Annotated in this window: 19 protein-coding genes; 9 read left to right on the forward strand and 10 right to left on the reverse strand. The window is 47.2% G+C overall.

Features of this window, described 5'->3' with window-relative positions; genetic code table 11:
- Nucleotides 1-60 precede the first annotated feature (60 nt).
- Both C170_RS09190 and C170_RS09195 read left to right on the forward strand, forming a co-directional pair.
- Nucleotides 61-1,209 (forward strand): sensor histidine kinase, encoded by a 1,149-nt coding sequence (locus C170_RS09190; RefSeq protein WP_036608689.1) that lies wholly within the window; start codon nucleotides 61-63, stop codon nucleotides 1,207-1,209.
- A complete protein-coding gene (locus C170_RS09195) occupies nucleotides 1,206-1,805 on the forward strand; it encodes a response regulator transcription factor (protein WP_036608692.1) in 600 nt (199 codons plus the stop codon). Before C170_RS09190 ends, C170_RS09195 begins: the two co-directional genes overlap by 4 nt.
- A gap of 186 nt (nucleotides 1,806-1,991) precedes the next feature.
- Here C170_RS09195 and C170_RS09200 read toward each other — a convergent pair whose 3' ends face one another.
- The 7 genes from C170_RS09200 to C170_RS09225 all read right to left on the reverse strand — a co-directional run bounded on the left by C170_RS09200 (nucleotide 1,992) and on the right by C170_RS09225 (nucleotide 13,846).
- Nucleotides 1,992-2,900 carry a hypothetical protein gene (locus C170_RS09200; RefSeq protein ID WP_051447088.1) on the reverse strand — a complete coding sequence of 303 codons (909 nt, stop codon included), beginning with the start codon at nucleotides 2,898-2,900 and terminating at the stop codon, nucleotides 1,992-1,994.
- A gap of 44 nt (nucleotides 2,901-2,944) precedes the next feature.
- Nucleotides 2,945-3,685 carry a polysaccharide deacetylase family protein gene (locus C170_RS09205; protein ID WP_036608702.1) on the reverse strand — a complete coding sequence of 247 codons (741 nt, stop codon included), beginning with the start codon at nucleotides 3,683-3,685 and terminating at the stop codon, nucleotides 2,945-2,947.
- Nucleotides 3,686-4,156: 471 nt separating this feature from the next.
- A complete protein-coding gene (locus tag C170_RS09210; RefSeq protein ID WP_036608705.1) occupies nucleotides 4,157-4,660 on the reverse strand; it encodes a ferritin in 504 nt (167 codons plus the stop codon).
- A gap of 156 nt (nucleotides 4,661-4,816) precedes the next feature.
- Nucleotides 4,817-4,936: a hypothetical protein gene (locus tag C170_RS09215; protein WP_017688846.1), complete on the reverse strand. Its 120-nt coding sequence runs from the start codon at nucleotides 4,934-4,936 to the stop codon at nucleotides 4,817-4,819.
- A 100-nt stretch (nucleotides 4,937-5,036) separates the two neighbouring features.
- Nucleotides 5,037-5,294 (reverse strand): YolD-like family protein, encoded by a 258-nt coding sequence (locus tag C170_RS09220; protein WP_036608707.1) that lies wholly within the window; start codon nucleotides 5,292-5,294, stop codon nucleotides 5,037-5,039.
- A gap of 153 nt (nucleotides 5,295-5,447) precedes the next feature.
- Nucleotides 5,448-7,139: a DUF11 domain-containing protein gene (locus tag C170_RS30005; protein WP_051447089.1), complete on the reverse strand. Its 1,692-nt coding sequence runs from the start codon at nucleotides 7,137-7,139 to the stop codon at nucleotides 5,448-5,450.
- Nucleotides 7,136-13,846 carry a DUF7507 domain-containing protein gene (locus tag C170_RS09225; RefSeq protein WP_051447090.1) on the reverse strand — a complete coding sequence of 2,237 codons (6,711 nt, stop codon included), beginning with the start codon at nucleotides 13,844-13,846 and terminating at the stop codon, nucleotides 7,136-7,138. The genes C170_RS30005 and C170_RS09225 overlap by 4 nt, the downstream gene beginning before the upstream one ends.
- A 232-nt stretch (nucleotides 13,847-14,078) precedes the next feature.
- Between C170_RS09225 and C170_RS09230 the strand changes: the two genes are divergently transcribed.
- Complete coding sequence (locus tag C170_RS09230) at nucleotides 14,079-15,218, forward strand: GGDEF domain-containing protein (RefSeq protein WP_051447091.1); 1,140 nt, start codon at nucleotides 14,079-14,081, stop codon at nucleotides 15,216-15,218.
- A gap of 103 nt (nucleotides 15,219-15,321) precedes the next feature.
- Here C170_RS09230 and C170_RS09235 read toward each other — a convergent pair whose 3' ends face one another.
- Complete coding sequence (locus tag C170_RS09235) at nucleotides 15,322-15,843, reverse strand: hypothetical protein (protein WP_036608711.1); 522 nt, start codon at nucleotides 15,841-15,843, stop codon at nucleotides 15,322-15,324.
- Nucleotides 15,844-15,914: 71 nt separating this feature from the next.
- Nucleotides 15,915-17,555 carry a sensor domain-containing diguanylate cyclase gene (locus C170_RS09240; RefSeq protein ID WP_036608713.1) on the reverse strand — a complete coding sequence of 547 codons (1,641 nt, stop codon included), beginning with the start codon at nucleotides 17,553-17,555 and terminating at the stop codon, nucleotides 15,915-15,917.
- Nucleotides 17,556-18,016: 461 nt separating this feature from the next.
- Here C170_RS09240 and C170_RS09245 point away from each other — a divergent pair, with 461 nt between their 5' ends.
- From C170_RS09245 to mnhG, 6 genes are read left to right on the forward strand one after another with little or no spacing between them, the layout of a single operon-like run.
- Nucleotides 18,017-20,971, forward strand: coding sequence for a Na+/H+ antiporter subunit A (locus C170_RS09245; protein WP_036608953.1), 2,955 nt, complete (start codon nucleotides 18,017-18,019; stop codon nucleotides 20,969-20,971).
- Between the two features lies 1 nt (nucleotide 20,972).
- Complete coding sequence (locus C170_RS09250) at nucleotides 20,973-21,311, forward strand: Na(+)/H(+) antiporter subunit C (protein ID WP_036608715.1); 339 nt, start codon at nucleotides 20,973-20,975, stop codon at nucleotides 21,309-21,311.
- On the forward strand, nucleotides 21,304-22,782 hold the full coding sequence (locus C170_RS09255; protein WP_036608717.1) for a Na+/H+ antiporter subunit D: 1,479 nt from the start codon (nucleotides 21,304-21,306) through the stop codon (nucleotides 22,780-22,782). The genes C170_RS09250 and C170_RS09255 overlap by 8 nt, the downstream gene beginning before the upstream one ends.
- Before the next feature lie 6 nt (nucleotides 22,783-22,788).
- Nucleotides 22,789-23,265: a Na+/H+ antiporter subunit E gene (locus C170_RS09260; protein WP_036608718.1), complete on the forward strand. Its 477-nt coding sequence runs from the start codon at nucleotides 22,789-22,791 to the stop codon at nucleotides 23,263-23,265.
- Nucleotides 23,265-23,549 carry a Na(+)/H(+) antiporter subunit F1 gene (locus tag C170_RS09265; protein WP_017688855.1) on the forward strand — a complete coding sequence of 95 codons (285 nt, stop codon included), beginning with the start codon at nucleotides 23,265-23,267 and terminating at the stop codon, nucleotides 23,547-23,549. Before C170_RS09260 ends, C170_RS09265 begins: the two co-directional genes overlap by 1 nt.
- A complete protein-coding gene (mnhG, locus tag C170_RS09270) occupies nucleotides 23,533-23,925 on the forward strand; it encodes a monovalent cation/H(+) antiporter subunit G (protein WP_017688856.1) in 393 nt (130 codons plus the stop codon). The genes C170_RS09265 and mnhG overlap by 17 nt, the downstream gene beginning before the upstream one ends.
- A gap of 134 nt (nucleotides 23,926-24,059) precedes the next feature.
- Here mnhG and C170_RS09275 read toward each other — a convergent pair whose 3' ends face one another.
- The gene (locus C170_RS09275; protein ID WP_051447107.1) at nucleotides 24,060-25,175 is read right to left on the reverse strand and encodes a rhamnogalacturonan acetylesterase; all 1,116 of its coding nucleotides are present in this window, start codon (nucleotides 25,173-25,175) and stop codon (nucleotides 24,060-24,062) included.
- Nucleotides 25,176-25,226 lie beyond the last annotated feature (51 nt).

The following is a 25,226-nucleotide window of genomic DNA, read 5'->3' on the forward strand; positions in this document are numbered from 1 at the left end:
AAGCCATAGTCATGCTACAGTCATGCTAAAGTTGAGTACAAGTTTGAGGAGGAGAATTCCATTCAAAAGTGGATGCAAAATTTTTATAAAAAAACAGGGTTGAACCTTTATGTATGGCTCGCCTTTTTCATCCTGCCATTCTATTTTATATCGCAATATTCTAAATTATGGACGATGGTAACCGGCATCATCATTATCCTCGTTTTCTTCGTCTGTTACCTGCTCGCCTTCATCACCAAGGGCTGGCAGGTGTACATGTGGATTGGAATGCTTATTGCCATATCCATTACGATGACGATCGCCTATGATTATGCGTATTTCTCATTGTTTCTTGCTTTCTTTATTGGGAATATTAAAAATAAAGCCGGTTTCTTCACCCTCTACTCGGTGAACCTGGGAGCCAGTTTCGTAACCATTAATTACGGTTTCATTAATCAGAGTTCTCTGTTGGTGAGCCAACTCCCGTTTGTATTCATCAGCTTAATGGCCTCCATCCTGCTCCCAATCAGTACGTATAACAAAAACAAAACTGAACATTTGGAAGGCCAATTGGAGAATGCGAACAAGCGACTTGATGATCTCGTAAAAATGGAAGAACGCCAGCGTATCGCTCGTGACCTGCACGATACACTTGGACAGAAGCTCTCTTTGATCGGTCTGAAAACCGATCTGGCGAGACGGCTGCTCCGCAATAATCCCGATCAGGCCGAGATTGAATTGAACGACCTCAGACAAACGGCAAGTACAGCTCTGAAGGAAGTCCGGGAAATGGTCACCACCATGCGTGGTACACAATTGGTCGATGAACTGTTCCGGGCGGAGCAGATTCTGAAGGCCGCTTCGATTGAATTTGTGCTGGAAGGTAATCCGAAGTTACAGGATACGTCACAATTGAATGAAAATGTGCTCGGTATGTGCTTGAAAGAAGCTGTCACGAATGTCGTCAAACACAGTCAGGCAACAACCTGTACTATCATCATTAAGGAAACACTAGCGGATAATGTAGTAACCGTTCAAGATAACGGTGTTGGAATAGAACGAACTCGCAAACAGGATCGGCGCGGAACAGGAATTTTGGGCATGAAGGAACGACTTGAATTTGTGAACGGTTGTCTGGATATTCGCTCTGCAACAGACATCCCGGGTACAGCGATCATTATTCATGTTCCGAAACTCGTTCGCAAACCGATAAAGGAGGCAGAATCATGATTAGAATTGTAATCGCGGAAGATCAGCGCATGATGCTCGGCGCCTTGTCCTCCCTCCTCAATCTGGAGGAAGATATGGAAGTCGTCGGACGTGCCAGCAACGGCCAGGAAGCCCTTGCCCTTGTCCAGGAGCTTGCACCAGACATCTGTCTGATGGATATAGAAATGCCCGTGAAAAGCGGCCTTGAAGCCGCAGAAGAACTCAAAGGAATGAGCTGTAAGGTCATTATCCTGACCACTTTTGCCCGGACCGGATATTTCGAACGTGCCCTAAAGGGCGGTGTCCGTGGTTACCTGCTCAAAGACAGTCCAATTGAAGAACTTGCCGAGTCGATCCGCCAAGTTATGAATGGCAGACGTATCTTCGCTCCCGACTTGGTAGATGAAGCTTATGTAGAAGAAAACCCACTGACAGAACGGGAGAACGCTGTACTAGGCCTCATGGCAGATGGGAAAAACACCAAGGAAATCGCCGGGCATCTGTTCATTACAACGGGAACGGTGCGTAACTACATCTCCATTATTCTCAACAAGTTAAATGCCAGTAACCGCATTGAGGCCATCACTCGCTCCAAGGAAAAAGGGTGGTTCAAATGAAAGTACCGCTTTAACCCATTGAAACAAAAATAAGCATGTACCCCGGCTGCATAAGCTGCGATAACATGCTCAAAATAAAAAGCTTGGCCCAGCAATTTCTTCCTGGGCCAGGCTTTTTTAGGTGTATCGTAACAATCCCACACTCATCTCTTCTACATTGCAGAATATCCGTAAAACACTCAAGATTTATTTCACAGATACAACCATGCCAAGAGCTTCTAATGGCACTTGATCGGTCTTAAGCTGATGAATTTGGTTACCGTCCTGCCATGAGATCGTTACATGAACAGACTGTCCACCACTTGGATATTCAACCTTGATATACCCTTTATCTTTGGGTACAGGCAACGTATGTGACTCCAGGTACTCCACCATTTTCTTCGCTATGCCCGGATTATTCATTTCATCTTCGGATACCGAACGAATTTCCAGCGTCCATCTACCTTCTTGCCAAGTCAGATATTGACTGCCTGCGGCACCTTCACTCATACCTTTGATACCATGTCCCAGATCCACAACCATATCTGCTGGAATATCTTTCAGGTCCGTCTCAGGGAAAATTTCTGGCTGATCCGGGTCCTTATAGGTCTTCACTTCATAGGAAGCCAGTACAGGTATCTTACTGTCGGATGCAGTTAAAGATTGATCATTAATGGCAACAGACTGAGTGGTAGCGTAGAAGTTTACCTTAAATGCATCCGCAGTATTGGACAGTATTGCCGCCCCCAAAGATGTACCCTTGTCCAATGTGAATGAAGTGGGTAACGCTGCATCCTTCATCTTCAACTGGTTGCGAACTTGCTTGATCACATCATTCACACCTGAATGACCAGTGGCAACTTGGTTGTCATTTGCCTTCGATCCTGATGTGTCTACATTATCTGTTGTGCCCGTATTCTCTTTGGTTCCTGTTTCATTTTCATTAGAGAAATCAGCACCACCGCTGCCGGTCTCGGTCTGCTCCCCCACTGTTGTTGTTGGTGAAGAGCTATTCTCTGATGATGCTGCATTTGAATCCGGTCCGCCACATCCTGCCAGAGCAAGTAAAACGGCTGTCGTTACTGGAATCATGATCCATAATGGCTGTTTCTTCATGATGTGTACCTCCTTCGTTGTAGCCAATCTAAAAATTCAAAAGATTAACGCTTGTCGTTCCAGAAGTTAACCGGCTGTACTTTTTTGCTTAATACTTCAAAACGATACCCTTCTGCCTTCAATGTTTTCAATACTTGCGGTAATACTTTCAGCGTTGCTTCCTGGTCGTGCATAAGCACAACAGGTGTTGTTCCGCTCTTTTGCACATTGTGGATCTGCTTCATTACACTGTTATAGACTTTCTGGTGATCCTTCTTGTATTTCCAATCTTCCGAGTCGACATTCCAATCCCATAGATGGAATCCACCCTGGCCCAGAAGTACACTACGGAACGCAGGCTTGAGGTATGGTTTACTACCGTATGGCGTCCGCACGAGACTTGTTTTAACTCCGGCAACCTTGTTCAGACTTGCATTGGCCTGTTGCATTTCTTTCAATCCGCTATATGCAGATTTATAGAATTTGCCTGGAACGTGAGTCACACCATGCAGACCCAATCCATGCCCGTCAGCTACGATACGTTTGGTAGCCTTCTGAAATTGCTCCATTTGAGGTCCCAGCATGAAAAACGTTGCCTTCGCATGATATTGATCCAGAATATCCAGTAACTGACCCGTATGAGCAGTTGGCCCATCATCAAACGTCAGGTATATGATTTTGGAATTTGCTTTGCTTGCACCATCCTTGGATGCAGCTGATTTGGCAGATACCGACTGCGGCAATAATAGTGGAATGATTAATAAAATAGCAAGTGTGACCATGATAGATTTACGAATATGTAGCATAATTAAAAGTCTCCCTTGTGTGTTAAATTTCCCCGGGTGTCCATGTTTTTCTACCTTCATCCCTTGGCGATTAATCCTAATACTATCAAAGATAGTGGCTCCTGTTCTCGCTCCAAAGGCTACGGTAGAGTTACACTTTTGTCAGATAAACCTAAAATTTAATACGAATTTGATAGATTTGCGCAAAATAAGATCCCGTCAGGATAGATCAATTGTGACATATCCTCTATTACCCACATTCAGAATTTTGATAGACCTTTCCTCCAATTCAAGTAAATCTATACAATCATTAAATATCGTTGCATGCAAAAAAACCTGCACAAGTGCAGGCTTCTTTGTCTTCAATCAGCATATGGCATCAAACCATCATCCCTTGCAAGGGGATTGCCCCCATTGCTTTCAGGATCATTACCTCATGCTGTATGTAAATGGTGTTTTGACGCTGGAATCTTCTCGACTCCCAACATGCATTTATTCAGCAGGAGCAGTGAACGAACGTTTGCCAAACTCGGCATCCAGCATGTAGAAGGCATTGCTGTCTTTTTCAATGCGGCGCAGCTTCTGAATAATATTGTCAAACAAAGCTTCCTCTTCAACCTGCTCATCAATGAACCATTTCAGGAAATACATCGTTGCATGTTCACGTTCATTCAGAGCGATGTCAGCCAGATTGTAGAATTTTTTCGTGTTTTGCTGTTCATGAGCATAACCATGCTCAAACACATCCAGCATCGAAGCATATTCATTCTTCGGTTCTGGCAAAGCCTCAAGTGTGGCACGTTGCCCACGATCATTCAGGAATTTGTATATTTTCATGCCATGGAATCGCTCTTCTTCCGCTTGCACGATGAAGAAGTTCGCAAATCCATCCAGACTTTTGCTGGAACAATAGGCTGCCATAGCCAGATATACATGAGCGGAATAAAACTCAAAGTTCATCTGTTCATTTAAAGATTCTGTTAACGTTTGGCTCATAATCAAAACACCTCTTTCTTTCTCTAGGGATGGTTATATTCTAACATAACGTAAGCAGGACTTACACCGATTTTCTACAAAATTCGCCAAGGACTGAACGAACAAAAAAGCTCTGCCGCGATGGCAGAGCTTCTTTCATTCTTTAGAGATATGCAATTATACCAAGAACGCTTTGGAGATGATAACCAACAGGATGAACAGAACCAGAATGGCACCTACAGAAGTGAAACCTCCGTATCCGTAGCCTCTTGTTTCTCCACCTAATACTTCGCTCATTGACCGTACCTCCTCTGCAACAGGTATGGGTTATCTTATGCAGGAAGAACGACTTTGACAGGGCGGATGCCCTAATTATTCAGATTGCTGTTTTTTTCGTTCAGTACCGGGGAGATTGCACACGCATGATATCCAGAAAAGGTACCTTCGCTGTGAACTCTTCTTCGGTATACTCTACATGCACGAGTCGTGTACGGGAGTCCATTTTGACGATGACTCCTTGCACCTGATCTTCTTTGCCCCATACCGTCAACAGTACTTCCGAACGTTCCCGAAAAGCTTCAACCAGCTGGTTTCCCAACTCTTCAAGTTCAAACTCATCCCGTGTAGGTCTTTTTGCTACTTTTGCTTTTGCCAATGTGGCTGCCTCCTCTACTCCGACGTCCCGATTCCACGGGTTGATTGCCGAGTTCATATTCAATTAGTATACCATTCATTTACGTTCGTGTAATCTCATGGCAACCAGAATGAGCAAATTCCTCAGGCAAGTTACCGTTAACCGTGATACCTCCTATTCTTCTCTATACTCCACAATGATGCTGTACTCATTCGATCGGGTTTCGCCAGCCCGTTTTTGTCCATTCCATTCATACGTGTACCTGGCAATCAAGTCTCCTTGCAGCGTCCCCACCTTCTCAGAAGCTAACTTCGCTACATACGAGATGTTCTTTTCCGTTCCAGGCTCAATCACGCCCACATGCAGAACCCGTGGTGTGGAATACTCTGATATGCTCAATTGGAGCTCACCCGTAGCTTGACCAAGCCATCTGGCACCCTCAGGTAAAATGCTCCCAAGTTGTACACGTGCCGGCAAATTACCCGTATTCCCCACACGTACCTGAAAAGTGACGGTACCTCCCTGCTCGACCAATGTGGGTGTCACTTGAACATAAGCCTGAATTATTGGCGCTTTCAATTCGACCACAGCTTCATTGGATGTAATCATCCGCTGCACTGACCGTGAATCTGGCAATCGAAATGTATACATCAGGCTAGCATGATTCACATACCTGTAGTCATCAGGCATCGATTCATCTCGATCTGGAAGTTTCGCTTCGAACTGAATATTCAGAACCGACCGGGCTGTCAACGTCCCCAGATTAAGCCCTTTAGCCAGATGGGTTCCGGGACGTTTAACCCCATTCCAGCGCAGGCTGCCTTCGACAAATGTCACACCTGTGGGCAGTCCATCCAGGAGAGTTCCATCGACCGCATAACTGCTTGCATTGGAGACGGTAATATTATATTGGACGACATCGCCTAATGTGGCCGTTACCGGGAGCACACTTTTCACCACAGAGACCTGGGGCTGTATCACTTCCAGGGTAACCTGATTGGAGTAGACCGTCTCCTGCTGTCCTGCCGAGATATACGCCAGTACAGCTACACTTGATATTCCGTTTGCATCGCTTCCCCCAATAACCTGAACCCGATATTGTATTCTAATTGAACTTCCGGGTAAAATCTCTCCAAGTTGTATGCCCGTATCAGGCGTTACTTGTGGCGCAAACATTTCATCTACGATGACACTCGCAGGTATAAAAACAATACCTTGTGGCAAAGAAATCGTTACTTGGGCATTCGTGGCTGCAATAAAACCCGGATTGCTAACGATGACGGTGTACATGACAATATCCCCTGAGAAGGTATAGATGTGATCCGCCTGAAAGGAGATCTCCAGCCGGGATGAGACCAGATTGACCTCCACGATATTGGATTGTTCCATACCTGTAACCGTTCTGCCTTCCGGTGTCAAAAACTCATAGTTAACCTGTGCCTGATTCAGCAGCTTCAGTGTCTCAGGTAAACGCAAGATTACAACTTGGAAGTGGTATCGCAACGTGGCTCCGGGCGCGATTTCAGCTGGAGGCAATCCTCTCTCCGGTGATGCTCCCGGTAACGGAATACCATCACGCAGTACACTGTTGGGAAGCAGTGCCGTCTCTGCAGATAGCTGATCCAATAGGTACACTAGGGCCGTAAGATTTCCGGTGTTAACAATTTCAACACGGTAGATAAGAGACTGCCCTAAGGCAGCCTCCGTGACATTGCAGACTTTTCTGACTTCAAGCCTGGGGCCGATCCACGGTGTTACAACCGTATTCGAATAGGATACCTGTTCCAGTTCAGTCGCACCAGAGCTGAATCGAACCAGGGACTGATTCTTTAGCCAGTGGGACAACGGACCGGAAGATTGGCTCATATCACCACAACCTCTACTCTGAATGTAACCGTAACGGAAGCACCCGCAGCAATCGAACCAAGCGTGATGCCTGTATTCGGATTCCCTGTTGGTCTTGGCACACCATCCACCGTAACACTTCCTGGCACAAATACTGTACCGACAGGTACCGGGTCAACCATGACCACATTATTCACCACTTCAATGCCGCTATTGGTTACTACAACCGTATAGGTGATTACATCACCGACAACAGCATCAATGGCACTTGTACTTTTGGCAACAACAACATTTGGTGCAGATACCGGGATAACCAGAACATTCGAAGATACGGTCCCCGTCAACAGACGGCCATCGGGTGGACTAAATGTATAGTTGGCCACCGCCTGGTTAACCAGTTGCTGATCCTGCGGCAACGTATCTACAGTCACCTCGAGGGTAACCGTTACAATAACCGTACCTCCGGACGGTATGGTACCCACAACGATACCCGTCTCTGGATTGGCACCTGGCTGTGGAACACCATCAATCAGAACACTGTTGGGAAGCAGTACGGCTCCATTCGGTATATTGTCCGTTAATGTCAAACTTGCATCCAGATTCCCGCTATTGTTAATGGCAAAAGAATAGGTGATGGTGTCACCAATGGTTGCATTGGAGGTGCTCCCTGTTTTGGTTACGGCAATAATCGGCTGATAGATTGGTGTTATAACCGTATTGGAATACGCTGCTCCCGAGAAAACACCCGATGTGAAACTTACGGAAGACTGACTGCTCACTTGTGGTGGTGTTGGAAGCGTATTGACCCGCACTGCATACGATACCGCTATCGATGCTCCAGGCGCCAAACTACCAAGAGCTATGCCCAGCGCAGGGTTGGCCAAGGCACGTGGGACGCCGTCCACCAGAACACTGCCTGTAACAAATGTGGTGGCTGGGTTAATCGGATCGGTGATCACAATATTGTTTACAGGGTCAATTCCTTCATTGGTCACAACCATTTCATACACAATCGTGTCGCCTACCACGGCATCAACTACCGAAGCCGTCTTAACTACACTCACGTTCGGAGCAGATACTTGAATGTTGAGTGCGTTGGACGTAATCGTGCCTCCAAGTGTTCTTCCATCAGGTAATGTATACGAAAATGTCGCAGATGCCTGATTGGTAATGGACTGGCTCAAAGGTAACGTCACAATCACAACGGAGAAGGTAACTAGAGTTGTTGTGGAAACGACACCAAGCGGAATACCCGAAGCAGGATCTGCACCTGGTGCAGAAGCCCCGTTAATAATAACGCTATTTGGAACAAACTCTGTTCCTGCCGGAATGGTATCCGTTAACGTGACAGATGCCCCATAGTTCCCGGTATTGGAAATAGCGATGCTGTACACAACGGTATCCCCTACCGTTGCTATCGTCTGATCTCCCGTTTTCACTGCAGCCAGAATAGGTTGAAAGACCGGAGTTGTAACCGTATTGGAGAATGTGGTCGCTGAGAAAGCCCCTGATGTAAAGCTGACCGTGGACTGATTGTTTAACACTGCACTTGCCGGGAGCGCCGTAACCTGCACACTAAATACAACGGTTACCGTAACGCCAGGTGCGATGGAACCAAGCGTTATTCCCGTAGAAGGATTGGCACCAGGGCGCAGAACACCATCGACAAACACGCCGGTTGGCGCAAGAACGGTACTTGTCGGCACTGCATCCGTGAAAACCACATTGTTGACCGTTGCAATTCCGTTATTGGTTACAGCGATGCTATACGTTACGACATCTCCAACAGATACCGCCGTTGAAGTTGTGGATTTGACGACATCGACATCCGGTGCCGATACGGTAATGGTCAGCACATTGGATAAAACAGACTCCGTGATGTTCCGCCCATCCGGCAATGTATATGATAGAGCTACCGTAGCCTGATTCACCAGTTGTTGTGGACTTGGCAGCGTATCAACAACTACTGAAAAGGTAATGGTTGTCGTAGCTCCGGGAGCCACATTGCCTGCGGGGATGCCCGTTGCTGGATTTCCTGCTGGCAGTGGTTGACCGTTCACAATAACGCTATTTGGAACAAGGATGGTTCCGGCTGGAAGGTTATCTGTCAGGTTAATCTGGGCTCCATAGTTTCCCTGATTGCTCACGGTTATCGTGTAGCTGACTGTATCCCCAACGGTAGCATTTTGTGTACTGGCTGTTTTTTGTGCTGAAAGAATAGGCTGGTACACCGGAGTGACCACGGTATTTGAAAAGGTTGTGCTTGAGAATGTACCTGAGGTAAAACTGACCGTAGAGCGATTGCTCAACTGATCACTTGGCGGGATCGCGTCGATACGGATACTGAATGTGACCGTCGCGGACGTTCCGGGCCCCAATGTACCAAGGGGTACCCCACCTGCCGGATTGGCTCCGGGTTGCGCAACCCCATTCACTGTGACACTCCCTGTAACAAAAGAGGCTCCAGCTGGAATCGGGTCTGAAAACTGAATATTGTTCACCGGTGCAATTCCGCTGTTGGTCACCAGAATGGAATAGCTCACTGTATCTCCTACCGTAGCCGCAGTGGAAGCTGTGCTTTTGACAACAGCGACGTTTGGTGACGAGACTGGAAACGTGAGTGTATTCGAAGTGGCTGAGCCAGTCAACGTCCGCCCATCTGGAGGTGTAAATGTAAAGGATGATGTAGCAAAGTTGCTAAGCTGCTGTGGAGATGGAAGTGAATCCACAACAACGGCAAACGTGACAACAGCCGTCGCCCCCGCTGCTACAATGCCTACCGGAATACCTGTTCCTGGTGTTACTCCCGGCTCTGGCACACCGGATACAACCACACTGTTGGGTACAAAAGTAGTCGCAGAAGGAATGTTGTCTGTGAGAGTAACATTTGCTTCCAGATTGCCAGCATTGCTGACCGTTACCGTGTATACAACCGTATCACCTACAGTTGCATTTACGGTATTTGCTGTTTTGACAAGTGAAATCTGCGGTTGTATGACCGGAGTCTGAGTGTTATTGGACGATGATGACCCTGAAAATGAACCGGATGTGAAGCTGACCGTCGACTGATTGTTAATCTGCGAAGGAATCGGCATGGTAATCGTCACCTCAAAAGTTACGGTAACCTCGGCTCCTGGAGCCAACGTACCGATTGGAATGCCGGCGGTCGGATTGGAGAGCGGGAACGAAGTCCCGTTCACAATGACACTTCCGGGTACAAATGGGGTATTCGAAGGAAGAGGATTGACATATACCACATTATTAACGGCTACTGTGCCGTTATTACGAATAACAGATGTGTATCGAATGACATCTCCGACTACGCCGTACTCTACATTGTCACTGTTGACAATGGTAACATTGGGCAGAGACACTGGAATAGTGATGGTGTTTGATGACGAGAGACCGGCAATCGTTCTCCCACTTGGGAGTGTGTAGGCAAACGAGGCAACCGCCTGATTAATTAACTGCCTTGCATCTGGCAAACTGGTAACCGTCGCAACAAAGGTGACCGTTGCACCTGAGCCCGCAGCAATCTCTCCTAGACTGATACCCGACTCCGGGCTGACCCCAGGGGTAGGTACGCCATTAATAATGACACTATTTGTGCTGAATACTGCTCCTGCTGGAATGGGATCTGTCAAGGTAACCGTTGCAGCTATGTTACCTGTATTGTTAATTTGGATGGTGTAATTAAACGTATCGCCTACCGTCAAACTTGTTGTACTTGCTGACTTCACCACTTGGATCACTGGCAGAAATATGGGGGTATTTACTGATATAGAAGAAGAAACACCGTTAAAACTGCCTGATGTAAATGCTGCATTGGCCCGGTTACTAACGAAACCCGTAGATGGAACGGAATTCACTCGGGTCTGATAGGTCACAGTTACACTGCTTGAGCTATTCAATGTACCCACTGCGATTCCCGCAACGGGGCTTGCACTTGTAACAGCAGATCCATTAATCGTGACACTACCAGGGACAAATTCAGAGCCGGATGGTGCATCCGAAATCACCAGATTTTGTACTGCACTAATTCCTGCGTTTGTTGCAACAACGGTATACGTAAGCACATCTCCTACTGTCGCATCCGGAGTATTTACTGTTTTACTAATAGAAACATTGGGAGCCGATGCAGATATACGAACGATATTGGATAAGCTGCTGCCTGAGAGATTCCTTCCACTTGGAAGCTGGTACGTATAACTTGCAGTCCCTTGATTCTCCAGTGTCGGGGGAGTCGGAAGTGTGGTGAGTGTAGCGCGAAACACCACCGTAGCCGTAACTCCCGGCAGGAGACTGCCCAGTATTATTCCGGTTAATGGGCTTGTTCCAGGACGTGCAGTACCATTCACAGTTACCGAATCCGGGACAAACGTCAGTCCCGCTGGGATCGTATCCGTCACATTCACTTGAGTCGCTATGTTTCCACTGTTCGTGACCACAAGTGTGTATGCAATCTGATCCCCCAGTGTCGCATTGGTTTGGCTTGCCGACTTGTTGATACCGACAACAGCTTGGTATACAGGGGTTGTAATGGAATTGGAGTTGGAAATACCCGTGAACGCACCAGAACTATAGGACACTACCGCTCGATTGACTAACGAACCTGAAGCAGGCAAAGACTGCACATTCACCTGAAACGTCACCGTTGCAGAACTTCCGGCCGCCAATGTCCCAATAGAGATACCACTGCTCGGATTCGCAGACGGTACGACAGTTCCCCTTACGGTTGCACTGCCGGGAACAAAAGTTATTCCAGCAGGGAGCGCATCTGTAAGTACCACATTGTTAATCACCTGAATACCGCTGTTGGTAGTAACTACGGTGTACGTGAAGGTCTCCCCGACAGCAACATCAGTAATGGATGCTGACTTTACCGTGGTCACATTGGGCAATGTTACCGGGATCGTTAAGGTATTCGAGGCGATGTTTCCCGTGATCGTCCGACCATCAGGTGAATTGAAGGAATAAGAAGCTGTCGCCTGATCCACAAGAGTCGGCGGTGTCGGCAAGCTTGTTACAAGTACCTGAAAAGTCACGGTATTGGCACTTCCTGCCGCGAGGCTCCCCAGATTAACGCCAGTAACCGGATTGGCGCCAGCAATCACATTTCCATTCAGACGAAAGCTGCCTGCTACATATGAGCTACCACTTGGTATGTTATCCCTCAATGTAACGTTGGCAGCAACATTTCCTCCGTTGTTCACTTGCAGTGTATAGGTTACCAGGTCACCCACCGTGGCATTGGTGGTACTCGCCGATTTCACAATGGACAGGTTTGGCGAATAAACCGTAAGGGTGGAGTTATTGGACGGAATAACTCCGGTAATGACCGGCCCCCCTGCTACACTTTGAAATGTAAAGGCTGCATTGGCCGAATTCACCAGTTGCAGGATGTTTGCATCCTGACCGATGAGTGCTCGATAGGTTACAACGACACTGCTGGATAAAGTTAACGAACCCAGCGGAATGCCTGCCGTCACATCAAGTGTTGGACGGGATACACCTGCAACAGTGACACTGCCTGGAATAAAGGTAAGACCTGCAGGAAGTGAATCGGATAAAACAACACTGGCCGCACTCGCAGTGCCTGCATTGGTAACGGTAACCGAATATAAAATACTATCTCCGGCAACTGCACCGGCGGCGACCGTTGCCTTAGCCAATGTGATCTTGGGCGCATTAATATCAACTTGAATTGCATTGGCGTTGACAATGTAGGCATCCCCCGAGGTGGTTAATGTCAACACTGCAGATGACTGGTTATTGATCAATCTTGCTGAAACATCCACATTGGTAATATCCCAGCCTTGACGTCCACCGATAATATTTGTACCTGGAGCTCCGTTGATCTGATTTCGTGTCCCAAACGTTCCTGTTGTATTAAGCGCTCCGGTATCTCCGTTAATCTGAGAAGCAAAAAAGTTCGCAGCTAGATTATTGGGCCCGGACAAAGCAACCGATGTGGCTGAGCTTGGCCCGAATAATGCCTGGTCACCAGTCCGGTTCGCGTCGCCCTCCTGTGCACTGAACAGTATCCTTCCTCCCAATACACCGGAAAGGGGCGTTGCAAATCCAGTTAGTGTGGTAACAACAGGTGGTGAAGTGGATTGAACAAGTACGCCGCCTGCACGCAAAGACATGTTGCGAAAAGGCAGATTGGGATTCTGATAAATGACTCCAAGTGTCCACCCTGCATGATTGGCCGTGGAATCATTTGTAATAACTATAGTCCCTACCACTGCACCGGTGATATATGTACCTGCTCCCCCATTTTGTACAAGTGCGGTCACGTTGGCGGAACGTACATAGCCAGCAGCACCGCCCCCCAGATCGAATTGATTGTAGGTAAGTGGATCAGGGGTAACACTGGAAGTCCCTGCGGGTGTAACAAACGTAACCGGATTGTTGATGGCAGCACTCAGATTGACTGTACCATTGATGTAACTGCCGCCCCAGATCAATTCTGCATACAGAACAGTACTTCCAGCAGGTAGTGTAAGAATGGCTGCTGAACTGTTGCTCTGATACAGGCTTGTCGTTCCCAGTGGATAGGTGCCGTACTGGAGGCTGGTGTTGGTTGTGATAAAACCTCCAATACTATCCTGTGTTCCAGGTACCCCCGCTGTTTCCGAACGACTCAGTCCAAGCGTATTTCCTGTAAATGTAATTGCTCCCGTAGCATTAACGGTTGAACGAACGACAAGAGGAATGAAGATCACCTCCCCTTCATCAATGATTTCCTACATATGGAACGGAGCCATGTATATAGTCTATGAGTGTATCGTTGAGTTTTGTTTGTCCTCCACAAAAAGTTTGTGACAACTCGAAACTTCTGTGAGTCTTGTTCTCATATAACAGTTAAATACATTTGCGTTTTGTTCATTGTCATTTATAATCATCATATACGAGAGTAATTCTGTCGTACCATTATGATGCAGTCAGCGGTGATATATGAAAGGTTTCCATACGCAAAATAGTCACATTCCAACAGAATACGAGTTCAAACATTCCAAATGGATTCAAAAAATGCTCCATGCCTACTGGATAGTCATCATTGCACATTTCGCCATTCAGATTGGCTGTTTCCTGTTTCTGGATTATGATCGCACACCTACAGATTTCTTGATGAATGTCCTGTTCTGGCCTACGGCCGTCAGCAGTTCATGCATTTTGTTCGCAAGTTGGGTTGATCGGCGCTTCAGTTCATATTCCTTTTACACCATGTCTATAGCCAGCACGGTTATCGCCTGGACGATTATTCATGTCAATTATGACATTCGGATTATATTAGCGATCTGCCTGTTGCCCATCTTTGCTTCGGTGCTGTTCTTCAGTAAAAAGAGAGTCTGGATTGTCTTTCTGATGCAGATGGCTGGTTACCTTATGGTTTTGTTCGATCCGGCCTACCGGTTGTACCTGTCTTCATTTGACATGGTATCCATTCCTGCTTTTCTAATCTTAGGTACATATGTAGCACAGGTTATCGTAACTAGCGGCGTTGAGGTGCTCGATGATCTTCAAGCCAGCATGCTTGCCAAGCAGGACCTTATTGTGCGGAATGCCATTATGACCAAACAGTCCAAAACAGACGGTTTAACCAACCTTTATAATCAAAGCTCATTCAAGGATTATTATGAAAAAGCATTTGAGTATGCCAACAGTGGCATGAGTCTGCATCTGGCCCTGATCGATATTGATGACTTCAAGTCCATTAATGATACGTATGGTCATCGGGTTGGAGACATTATTCTGGAGAAAGTGTCCCTGATCATTCAGGAAACCATTACCTCAAGTGATATTGCAGCACGGTACGGGGGCGAAGAGTTTGCCTTATTGATGTTTGAGCAATCTTTCAAGCAGACTTATGCCTTGGTGGAACAGATTCGTCAGAAGATTGCCTTGATGGGCCATCTGGAACTTGAAGGAGCTTCCATCACCGTGAGTATCGGTCTCAAAAGCTACAGCCCTAATCTAACCAAAGACAAATTGTTCGAGGAAGTGGATGCCTGTCTGTATGCCGCGAAACGAACAGGTAAAAATAAAACCGTAACATCACTTGATCTGACTTCATCCTTGGCAGAGAAAATATAAATAAAAAAGTTGTGCTGTACACCGGGATTCCGGTTTGTACAACACAACTTTTTTTGGGTCTGAATACGATCAGCACGCCGATCTTCTTCATACATCTATGTTTTCATTCCGCCCATTCCCAGCGATGGCGATTTTGCTCCAGCATCGGATGCAGGTATTCGGACGATCCATCAATGATGAGACGCAGCTCTTTGATCCAATCCTTGAAGGAATCAAATGAAGCAAACATATTTGCCATCTCTATCGTCAAATACAGAAAGTGAGGGGCTGGATATTCCGCAGTGATATGGCGCAGCGCGCTATCCACAGGTGTATATTTCTTTCTCTTGCCCTCAAGCCCCTCCACACGTATACGCGAAGTTGGATGTTCCCGCCGCCAATCATGCAGGCGGTCTTCTCTTTTGTAATATGCCTGTATCGAATCCTTGCTCATTCGTTTAAACGTGCTCTCGTGTAAAGGATACAACACAAGCTGTATGAATGAACGGGTATCTACCGTTGCAGCGGCGCGCTCGAGTTGCTCATCAGTCACATGTTCAAACGAGTCATAAAAAGTCAGTGTGCCTTTGCGGCTGGCCGCCGGTGGCTCATAACCATAAGGTACAGATGTATATTTTCCAGACATTTCACCCCTCCTTGTTTATACGCACATTCGCACAAAGGTGATTGGGATAACCCAGCTCATGTTATTATACGCTAACGATCTTGCTTCAACTCGGAATAAAATGTCATTCTGTTCTTGCCTGCACGTTTGGACTCATACAAAGCTTCGTCCGCCATCCGAATAATCTCACTTGGGTTGTCGCTGTTGGTTGGATATTCGGCACCTCCGATGCTACATCCAATTCGAATTCGCTCGTATTCGATAATAAACGGCTTGTTCAAGCTTTGAATGATGGCTTCTGCATAAGCCATGGCTTCTTCCCTCGGATGACTTCCAACAGACTGAAGTACAATCAGGAATTCATCTCCGCCCAATCGGACTGTTATCCCCTTCACCTGACCAAGAGCAGACAGTCGCTGGGCCACTTTCTGTAACAGTACATCTCCAGTCTGATGTCCAAGTGTATCGTTGACCCGTTTGAATCCATCGAGATCCAGATAGAGAAAAGTCAGCGTGTGATTTTCACTTTCGGTCTCCAGAGACTCCTCCAGATACACTTCTAGGGCAGTGCGATTTGGCAGTCTAGTCAACTGATCAAAATGCGCCAGATTCTGCATCACGACCAGCTCTGAGTTTTTATTCATAAGAGAGGTCAGCATATCCCGAAGTGAACGGGACAACACTTCAATCTCCTTAATCCCCTTAATCGCAGGAATCTCAAGCTCTTCCCCTGCACGCAGTCGATTGGCTACTCTGGTAAGACGCACAAGCGGGGCAGAGATCAGACGTGAGACAACCCAGCCAATCAGTGCAAACAGCACGGTAACGGCGAGTCCAGACCACACATTAAACCACATTAGGTCAAACACAGACGCAAAAGCAGATGACTTGACTTGACGAATGACTACGGTCCAGCCTAATCCGGGAAAATCCAGATGACCCTGGCTGTAGGCAAACCCTGTCACATATTCATTACCGTCAGGCCACTTTTCAATGGACCAACTGCTCTTGTTGAGCTGGGCCTCTTCAATGCCAGGCAATACTAACGGTTTACCGATCCATTCCTTCGGCCCGAGCAGCACTGTATGTTCCTTTTTGCTAACGATAAAAAATTCAATGTCCTTTTCTTCCCTTTTTAATGGGGCGAGTACGGATTCCTCAACTTCCTTCGCCCATTCCCAGCTTAAATGTGCAGCGAGCACACCTTGAATCATTCCTTTGCTATCCTTCAGCGGAAAACTGATATCGACAAATTGCAACGGCTCTCCCGTTGGATTCGGAAGCAGCTTGGCAAGAAGTACTGCATTATGCACATCTCCAATGAATTTACCCTTGATTCCCTCCTGATACACAGGTCGCTCTGATAAATTTTCCCCAAGCAAGATACCATCCGTAGCAGCTAACACTTTTCCCTTCGGGTCCATGAATCCAACCCATGAGAATGAGGGAAAGCTATCTTGTAACTGATCCAGCAGCATCTGAATCTCATCAGGTTGGAATTCATCTTCCAACGAAGCCATTCGGCCCAGCAGGTCCAGTTCACCCGCGCGAGCCGACATGAATCGATCCAGCTTGTCCGAAGCCTGTGAGGCCGTGCCTGTAAGCGAGTGACCAATCTCAGTCTCTACAGCAACAAATGACTTTTGGCTAAAAATAGACCCAATCGTCAGGGTAACCAGCAAGGATAACACAGCAAAGATGACTGTAAGCACAGTTCTAATTTTGAATGACATTACTTCCTCCATTACACGGTGAAACCATCTTGCTTCTCAACATAACTATGCTGTAAAGAGTACACGGAATGTCACCTCGGACGTGTCTCAAAACTCGCTGAAGTGCATCTTTTACCGCCTTTTCGCCCCCTGCTGCGTCACTTTCCCTTGACGTGCCCCGGCACGCCTGCGGAAAACTTCCTGGCTTGGAACGAAAATTCGGCAAAATCTGCTTCTTCGGAGTTTCAGACACGCCCTAATCGTTTTCATATTTATCGGAACTTGTGTGTTTTTTTATTATACATGCCCATACAATATTATACTGAAATCTTCACCGTGTTTCTTCCATTCAAAGAATAGACACGATTCTGTATATACATACTTGGGTTATGAATATAGAGAGCAAGCATATCCTTCAAAGGATCATGCGCCTGTATGTCACAGAGAGAGTAATCGAAATACTAAACATTGGGGGTGTAATGTTGAGCCTGCTTCATGTTGCTGTTATTCTGCCTTTTGCCGCTGGCATTCTTCTTGCCATGCTGCATCGTTTCTTCCGTAAATTACATTTGGGATGGCCGGTTCTCCTTGTCCCGGCACTATTATTTGTATACTTTGCGAGTCTCATACCCGCTGTGTCACAGCGCAATACCGTATCCGGAAATATCCCGTGGATCCCTTCACTGGACATTGGATTCAATCTGTATCTGGACGGTCTGAGCCTCATGTTGACACTGCTAATCACCGGAATCGGTGTCCTCGTTGTTCTCTACTCCATCTTCTACATGGATATGAAAGAAGCGCTGAACCGTTTCTACCTGTATCTGTTGATGTTCATGGGAGCCATGTTGGGCGTGGTACTGTCTGATAATATGATCGTGCTCTACGGATTCTGGGAATTGACCAGTATTACGTCATTCCTGTTGATTGCATTCCATTACAAACGTAAAGCCTCGACTTCAGGAGCACAAAAATCATTCCTGATTACGGTATTTGGCGGTTTCGCCATGCTTACCGGATTCATGATGATGTATCTCATTACAGGAACATTCAGTATTCGTGCAACCATTACAGGATTGGGTCAGTTTCAGGAAAGCGCACTATTTCTACCCGCACTTATCTTGATCCTGATTGGAGCTTTCACCAAGTCAGCTCAGTTCCCGTTCCATATCTGGTTGCCGGATGCCATGGAAGCTCCGACACCTGTTAGTGCCTATCTTCACTCAGCCACCATGGTCAAGGCCGGACTGTACGTTGTCGCACGGTTTACACCAATCTTCGGTGGACAGGGACTCTGGTTCTGGCTCGTTACTGGCGTTGGTCTTCTGACTTTGTGTTATGGATCATTCCTGGCGGTGAAAAAAAACGATCTCAAAGCGATTCTTGCCTATTCGACCATCTCTCAACTTGGTCTGATCATGTCCCTCTTAGGGGTTGGATCTGCTGCTCTCTACTTCGGATATGGCGAATCCTCTGCGATGTACACTGTTGCAATAACCGCTGCGCTGCTTCACCTGTTTAATCATGCAACCTTCAAGGCCGCTCTGTTCATGGTCGTAGGGATTGTTGATCATGAAACGGGTACACGTGACATACGGAAGCTCGGTGGACTTGCTTCATTCATGCCAATCACATTCACCGTGGCATTGATCGGCTCACTTGCCATGGCGGGTATTCCGCCCTTCAACGGATTCCTGAGCAAGGAGTTATTCTTCCAGGCGATGGTGGAAGTCACGCATCTGCGAATCTTTGGACTTGGGTCCTGGAGTGTTCTATTGCCGGTATTCGCTTGGCTTGCAAGTGTGTTTACCCTGATCTATGCGCTAATTATCGTGTTCAAAACATTCCTCGGTCGTAGCCAAAGCGAGATCCCTGCCGAGAAGTTGCACGAAGCGCCAGCTGGCATGCTCATTCCGCCTGTTGTTCTAGGTGTTCTTGTCATTGTATTCGGACTCTTCCCGAATCTGCTGGCCGGATCACTGATTGAACCGGCAATGGCCGCTGTGCTTCCATCCCTCTTGAATGGAAATGAGCGCTTCGATGTACATTTCTCACTGTGGCATGGATGGACTCCGGAACTGATTATGACAATCGGAGTCGTGATTCTCGGAATCACTCTCTACAAGCTGTTGCCACGATGGAGGAATATTTATGAGCATTATCCACAAGGATTAACAATTAACAATATGTACCACGTCGTGCTGGATAATCTTCAGCATTATGCACGCAAATGGACGGAAGCCTATATGAATGGCTCGGTTCGTAATTATCTCGTTTACATTTTCTCATTCACGGTCGCGTTGCTGGTCTATGCTTTCTTCCGTTCAGGAGAAAATATTACCTGGAATCTGCAGGGCAATGCACCTTTCTCATTTTATGAGGTGGTACTGCTAGTCACGCTCATCGGTGCTGCAGTTTCGATTCCTTTTGCCAAGAACAGACTATCGGCAGTCATTATGACTGGAGCAGTTGGTTACCTCGTAACCCTGCTGTTTGTACTCTTCCGGGCGCCGGATCTGGCGTTGACACAGATGATTGTTGAGACGGTATCCGTTGCATTGTTCCTGCTCTGCTTCTACCATCTGCCTGAGCTTCAACGTGGCAAATCAAGCCGCAGTTATCTCACGGTAAATATGATCGTAGCGATTGCAGTCGGGATCGTGATGACTTTTGTTGCATTGGCCGCAAGCGGAACAGCCTCACTGGACAGCATTTCTACTTTCTTCCTTCAGGAAGCCTATGACTCAGCTGGTGGTAAAAATGTCGTGAACGTGTTGCTGGTAGATTTCCGTGGCTTCGATACGTTATTGGAGATTATGGTGCTTGGCGTTGCTTCGTTATCCATCTACTCCATGATTAATCTGAACCTTGAAGCAAAAGATCTCGGAGCCCGCTTGAAGTTCCGTAAGAAGGACGAGAGTCAGGATTCCGAACCTGCTCTAGATGATGAAGCGGACAATACGAAAAAGTATGGTAACCGGGAACGCAGCTCATCCTCGTGGGATACTGTCCCTTTGCAGAGTAATGATGTATTGCTGCAAACGACCACCAAGGTTGTTGTGTTCATCATACTGACGTTTGCCATGCACCTCTTCTTTGCAGGTCACCACAATCCGGGCGGAGGTTTCATCGGTGGCTTGGTCACAGCGGCAGCGCTCGTATTGATTGCCCTGGCATTCAGTACAGATACGATACGCAAAGCGTTACCCGTTGACTTCCGTGTTCTCACAGGGATCGGATTGGGTATAGCGTTACTTACGGGTGCGGGTTCATTTATATTTGGAGTCCCGTTCCTAAGTCAAACCTTCGGTTATTTCGAACTTCCTTTGCTGGGAGAGACAGAACTCGCCACGGCCATGTTGTTTGATCTTGGCGTGTATCTCGCTGTCCTGGGTGTCACCATGACCATCATTCTACAGATCGGGGAGGATCGCTGATATGGAAATATTGATGTGTGTAGCCGTTGGCATTCTGTTTGCGGTTGCCGTCTTTTTAATCTTGTCGCGGAGCCTGCTCCGCATCGTACTTGGCATGTCCATACTAACCCATGGCGTGCATCTGCTCTTGATCACCATGTCACGTCTCAAAACTGGGGCACCACCGCTGCTTGGGGAGATGGCTGAACGTTATGTCGATCCTCTTCCTCAGGCTTTGATACTAACTTCGATTGTTATCAATTTTGGACTCACTGCGTTCTTCTTTGTTCTCTCCTATCGTTCTTATCTGAAGCTGAGAACAGACGATATGGAAGAAGTAAGGGGGCGCCCATATGAATAATCTCGTCGTTCTGCCGATTCTCTTGCCTTTGATTACAGGTGTTCTGGCTCTGCTATTTTTCCGGAAAACGAATATCCAGCGGATCATTAGTGTCATTGGACTTTTGTTTACAGCAGCGGTCTCAACGATACTCATTACGCGGGTAGCTCAGACTGGAGTTCTAACTCTTAATATGGGTGGATGGGCACCTCCCTATGGTATTGTGCTTGTTGCGGACATGGTATCGGCGCTACTTGTCGTTGCCGCTTCCATCATTGCACTGGCGTGTCTGCTGTATGCGTTCCGCAGTGTGAACAAGGAGCGGGAAGAGCACCACTTCTATCCGTTCTTTCATTTTCTGATCGCGGGCGTTAACGGTTCATTTCTAACCGGAGATTTGTTCAATTTGTTTGTCAGCTTTGAACTGATGCTCATCTCTTCCTATGCACTGATCGTATTGGGAGGTACGGAAAGACAGCTTCGGGAAACGATCAAATATGTCTTGATTAACATCGTTTCTTCAGCTCTTTTTGTCGCTTCCATCGGCTTCCTCTACTCCATAACTGGTACACTGAACATGGCAGATTTGTCCGTCAAAATTGCTGAAGTGGGACAGAGCGGAGTCATTACCTTAATTGCTGTTCTCTTTCTGATCGTATTTAGCATCAAGGCCGGGCTGTTCCTCTTCTTCTGGCTGTCGGGCTCTTATGCGGCACCACCTGCTGTTGTCACTGCATTGTTCGCAGGATTGCTTACCAAGGTTGGCTTGTACGCGATTGTGCGAACATTCACACTGATCTTCTATCATGATCCTGATTTCTTCCATGCACTAATCGGATGGATGGCTGGAGCAACGATGGTCCTGGGTGTCATCGGTGCGATCTCATACCGCGATGTAAACAAGATTCTCATCTACAACGTGGTCGCAGGTGTAGGGTTTGTCGCTTTTGGTATGGCCGCGGCCAGTCGCCCTGCACTGGAAGGTCTGCTCTTCTATATGCTGCATGATATGTTGATCAAAACATTGCTCTTCCTGCTCGGCGGTGCCTTGATCGCTGTTGCCGGAACATCCAAACTCGATAACATGGGCGGGCTGATCCATCGCTACCCGCTGCTCGGCTGGATGTTCTTCATTAGTGCACTTGCTTTGGCAGGTTTGCCGCCATTCAGTGGATTTCCAGGGAAGTTGCTTCTCTTTGAAGGAGGCTTGCAGGCAGGCTTGTATGGTCTTACCGGCATTGCGGTGCTTTCGAGCTTGTTGATGTTATATTCGGTACTACGCATCTTCATACAAGCGTTCTGGGGCGAACCACCTGCCGGGGTTACACGACGCCCTTACGCGGTGAACGGCCTTCTGATTCCTGCCGGAATTCTGTTTGTATTCATCATCGTAATGGGTGTGGGGGCTGAAGGCATGTTCCAATTGACCTCCCGCGCAGGCGATATTCTACTGCATCCCAATATTTATATTGATGCCGTATTGAAGGAGTAGATGTCTATGGCCTTTCAGATTGTACTGAATCTTATCATTGCTTTTGTATGGATGTTTCTGAACAACGCCTGGAATGGTGTTGGTTTTCTCATAGGTTACCTGCTCGGACTGCTTCTCATCGGGGGGATGCGCAGATTCTTCCCCCAGCGCTTCTATATTGTACGAGTCTGGGCCATCTTCAAACTGATTACACTGCTATTCAAGGAACTGGTGCGAGCCAGCATTGAGGTTATACGCCAGATTATCAAGCCCAAGTTAGATATAAGGCCCGGTATTTTTACGTATAAAACTCAATTGTCCTCGGATTGGGAGGTTACTCTGCTCTGCTTACTCATCTCATTGACACCAGGTTCTCTGCCGCTTGAGATCTCGGGTAATCAACGTAAACTGTTTATCCACGCACTGGATATCAAAGATGAACAGAAAATGAGAGATGATATCCAAAATACATTCGAAAAAGCAATTATGGAGGTGACGCGTTAATGTTATCCTCACTGTTGTTCATCTCATTGCTCATTCTCTCCTTAGCCATTCTGGGTTGCTTGTACAGGGTGCTGCGGGGACCATCCATGGCTGATCGGATCACGGCACTGGATACCATCGGTATCAATGTGATTGCCATCGTTGCCGTTCTGTCGATGATGCTGCAAACTCAGGCCTATCTGGATATTATCTTGCTGATTGGCATTTTGGCTTTTCTAAGTACAGTGGCATTTGCACGTTATATTGAACGGGGGGCGGTATTCAAAAATGATGGAGATCGTTAAAGTAGCCGCTGAAACAGCTATAGGTCTACTCGTACTGCTCGGTGCATTACTCAGTGCACTCAGTGCATTTGGACTTATTCGTCTGCCTGATGTATATCTACGTGCCCATGCTGCAACCAAAAGTATGACGCTTGGTGTGTTCTGTGTATTAAGCGCTACATTTTTCTACTTCTGGTATTTCGATAACTATATCAGTGCCCGCTTGTTGTTAGGTATCCTGTTTGTATTCATCACTGCTCCGGTCGCCGGACATCTGAACGGACGGGCCGCCTATCGCACAGATGTACCACTGTGGGAGCAGAGCGTACAAGATGAATTGGAACCCTTGTTAAAAGGGAAAAAAGTGAACCATGAAGCCAAGGATATGATGGAGTAATCCCCAGCCTAGGCATAACAAATACCCCCGAGGATCAGCCGCCCGTTTCGCGGCATGTTCCCGGGGGTATTTTTTTATTTTGCATATACGGATCATATCAACCACTGATTATGCAGACTGATTAAGTAGTAAAGTCAGAATCCATTCAGTCCCTGTCTTCTCAGATCCGCAGCCACAATACGCGCAAGCTCCGCAGCCCCTTGACGATTCGGATGCAGACTATCCCCTGTCATATACAGAGCAAGTGTTGCGGCAGGACCAATAGACGTGAAATAGGCAGAACTCAGCTTGTTCAGTTCAACAAGGGTAACCCCCTCTTCCTGAGCGAGTGCACGGGTTGATTGATTGTACCAGCGGTTCTCCGCTTGATGTACATTGGCTGTATTAAAGTCTGTGGCCCGGCCCTGAGGTGTGGAGAGGATGACTGTTGCTCCTTTGTTCTTCGCCTGACGTACCATATCCCGCATAATCTCCTTGAACTGCGCCTCTGTTGTATTATTCTTGGCATTGGTATCGTTAATTCCGAATTGCAAAATAAAATAATCTCCCGGCTTGATATACTTCAGAATCGCTTCCATCTGACCATCATCGCGGAAACCTCTCGCAAATTGACCACTTGCCGCCATATTTCGAACCTGGAAGGTGGAATTGTTCACATAGGACGGAAACAGCTGTCCCCAACCTCCTTGTACACTGCTACCCAGCGGATAATAATTACAAACTGTTGAGTCACCACCAATGTAGATTGTGCGGTTGGTAACGGTCTGATTGGATAACTTCCGGATTTCGAGTGCACTAAGTGTGAAGGCGGTACCTGTCTTTCCTTCTGTAACCAGCAGGTTTAATTGCCCGTCAGTCACCGGAATTTGAAACTGGTCCGTTGCCCCGTTGCCCGTCATATTAATGATCTGGTAGACACCTTCTGCAGCCACGCTGGCTCTGGCAGTATTGCCCAAGACTACTTTGACTTCATATAGGCCATTGGACAGATTCACATTGAAGGTATTGGTGCTCTTGGTGCCGTAAGTCAAAAACTGCACAGCGTCACTCTTAACCCCGCTTCCTGAGGCAGACACATTCCTCATCTGTGCAGGTGTGTTGAAGCCATAACCTTTCGTAGGCGTATAAGCATCTCCTGCGGACACGCCTGTGTAACCGCTCTCAACACCACCCGAACCAAAATCAAATCTGTAATTGTCCGTTGCCGCTTCGGCGACTTGCCCTCCACTGCTTCCCAAACCGATGCCCATTGTACTTGCAAACAGAACAAAACAGAGCAGAAGCTTTACCGATATTGACCA

The organism is Paenibacillus sp. FSL H7-689, assembly GCF_000517905.1.
Classification (GTDB): domain Bacteria; phylum Bacillota; class Bacilli; order Paenibacillales; family Paenibacillaceae; genus Paenibacillus; species Paenibacillus amylolyticus.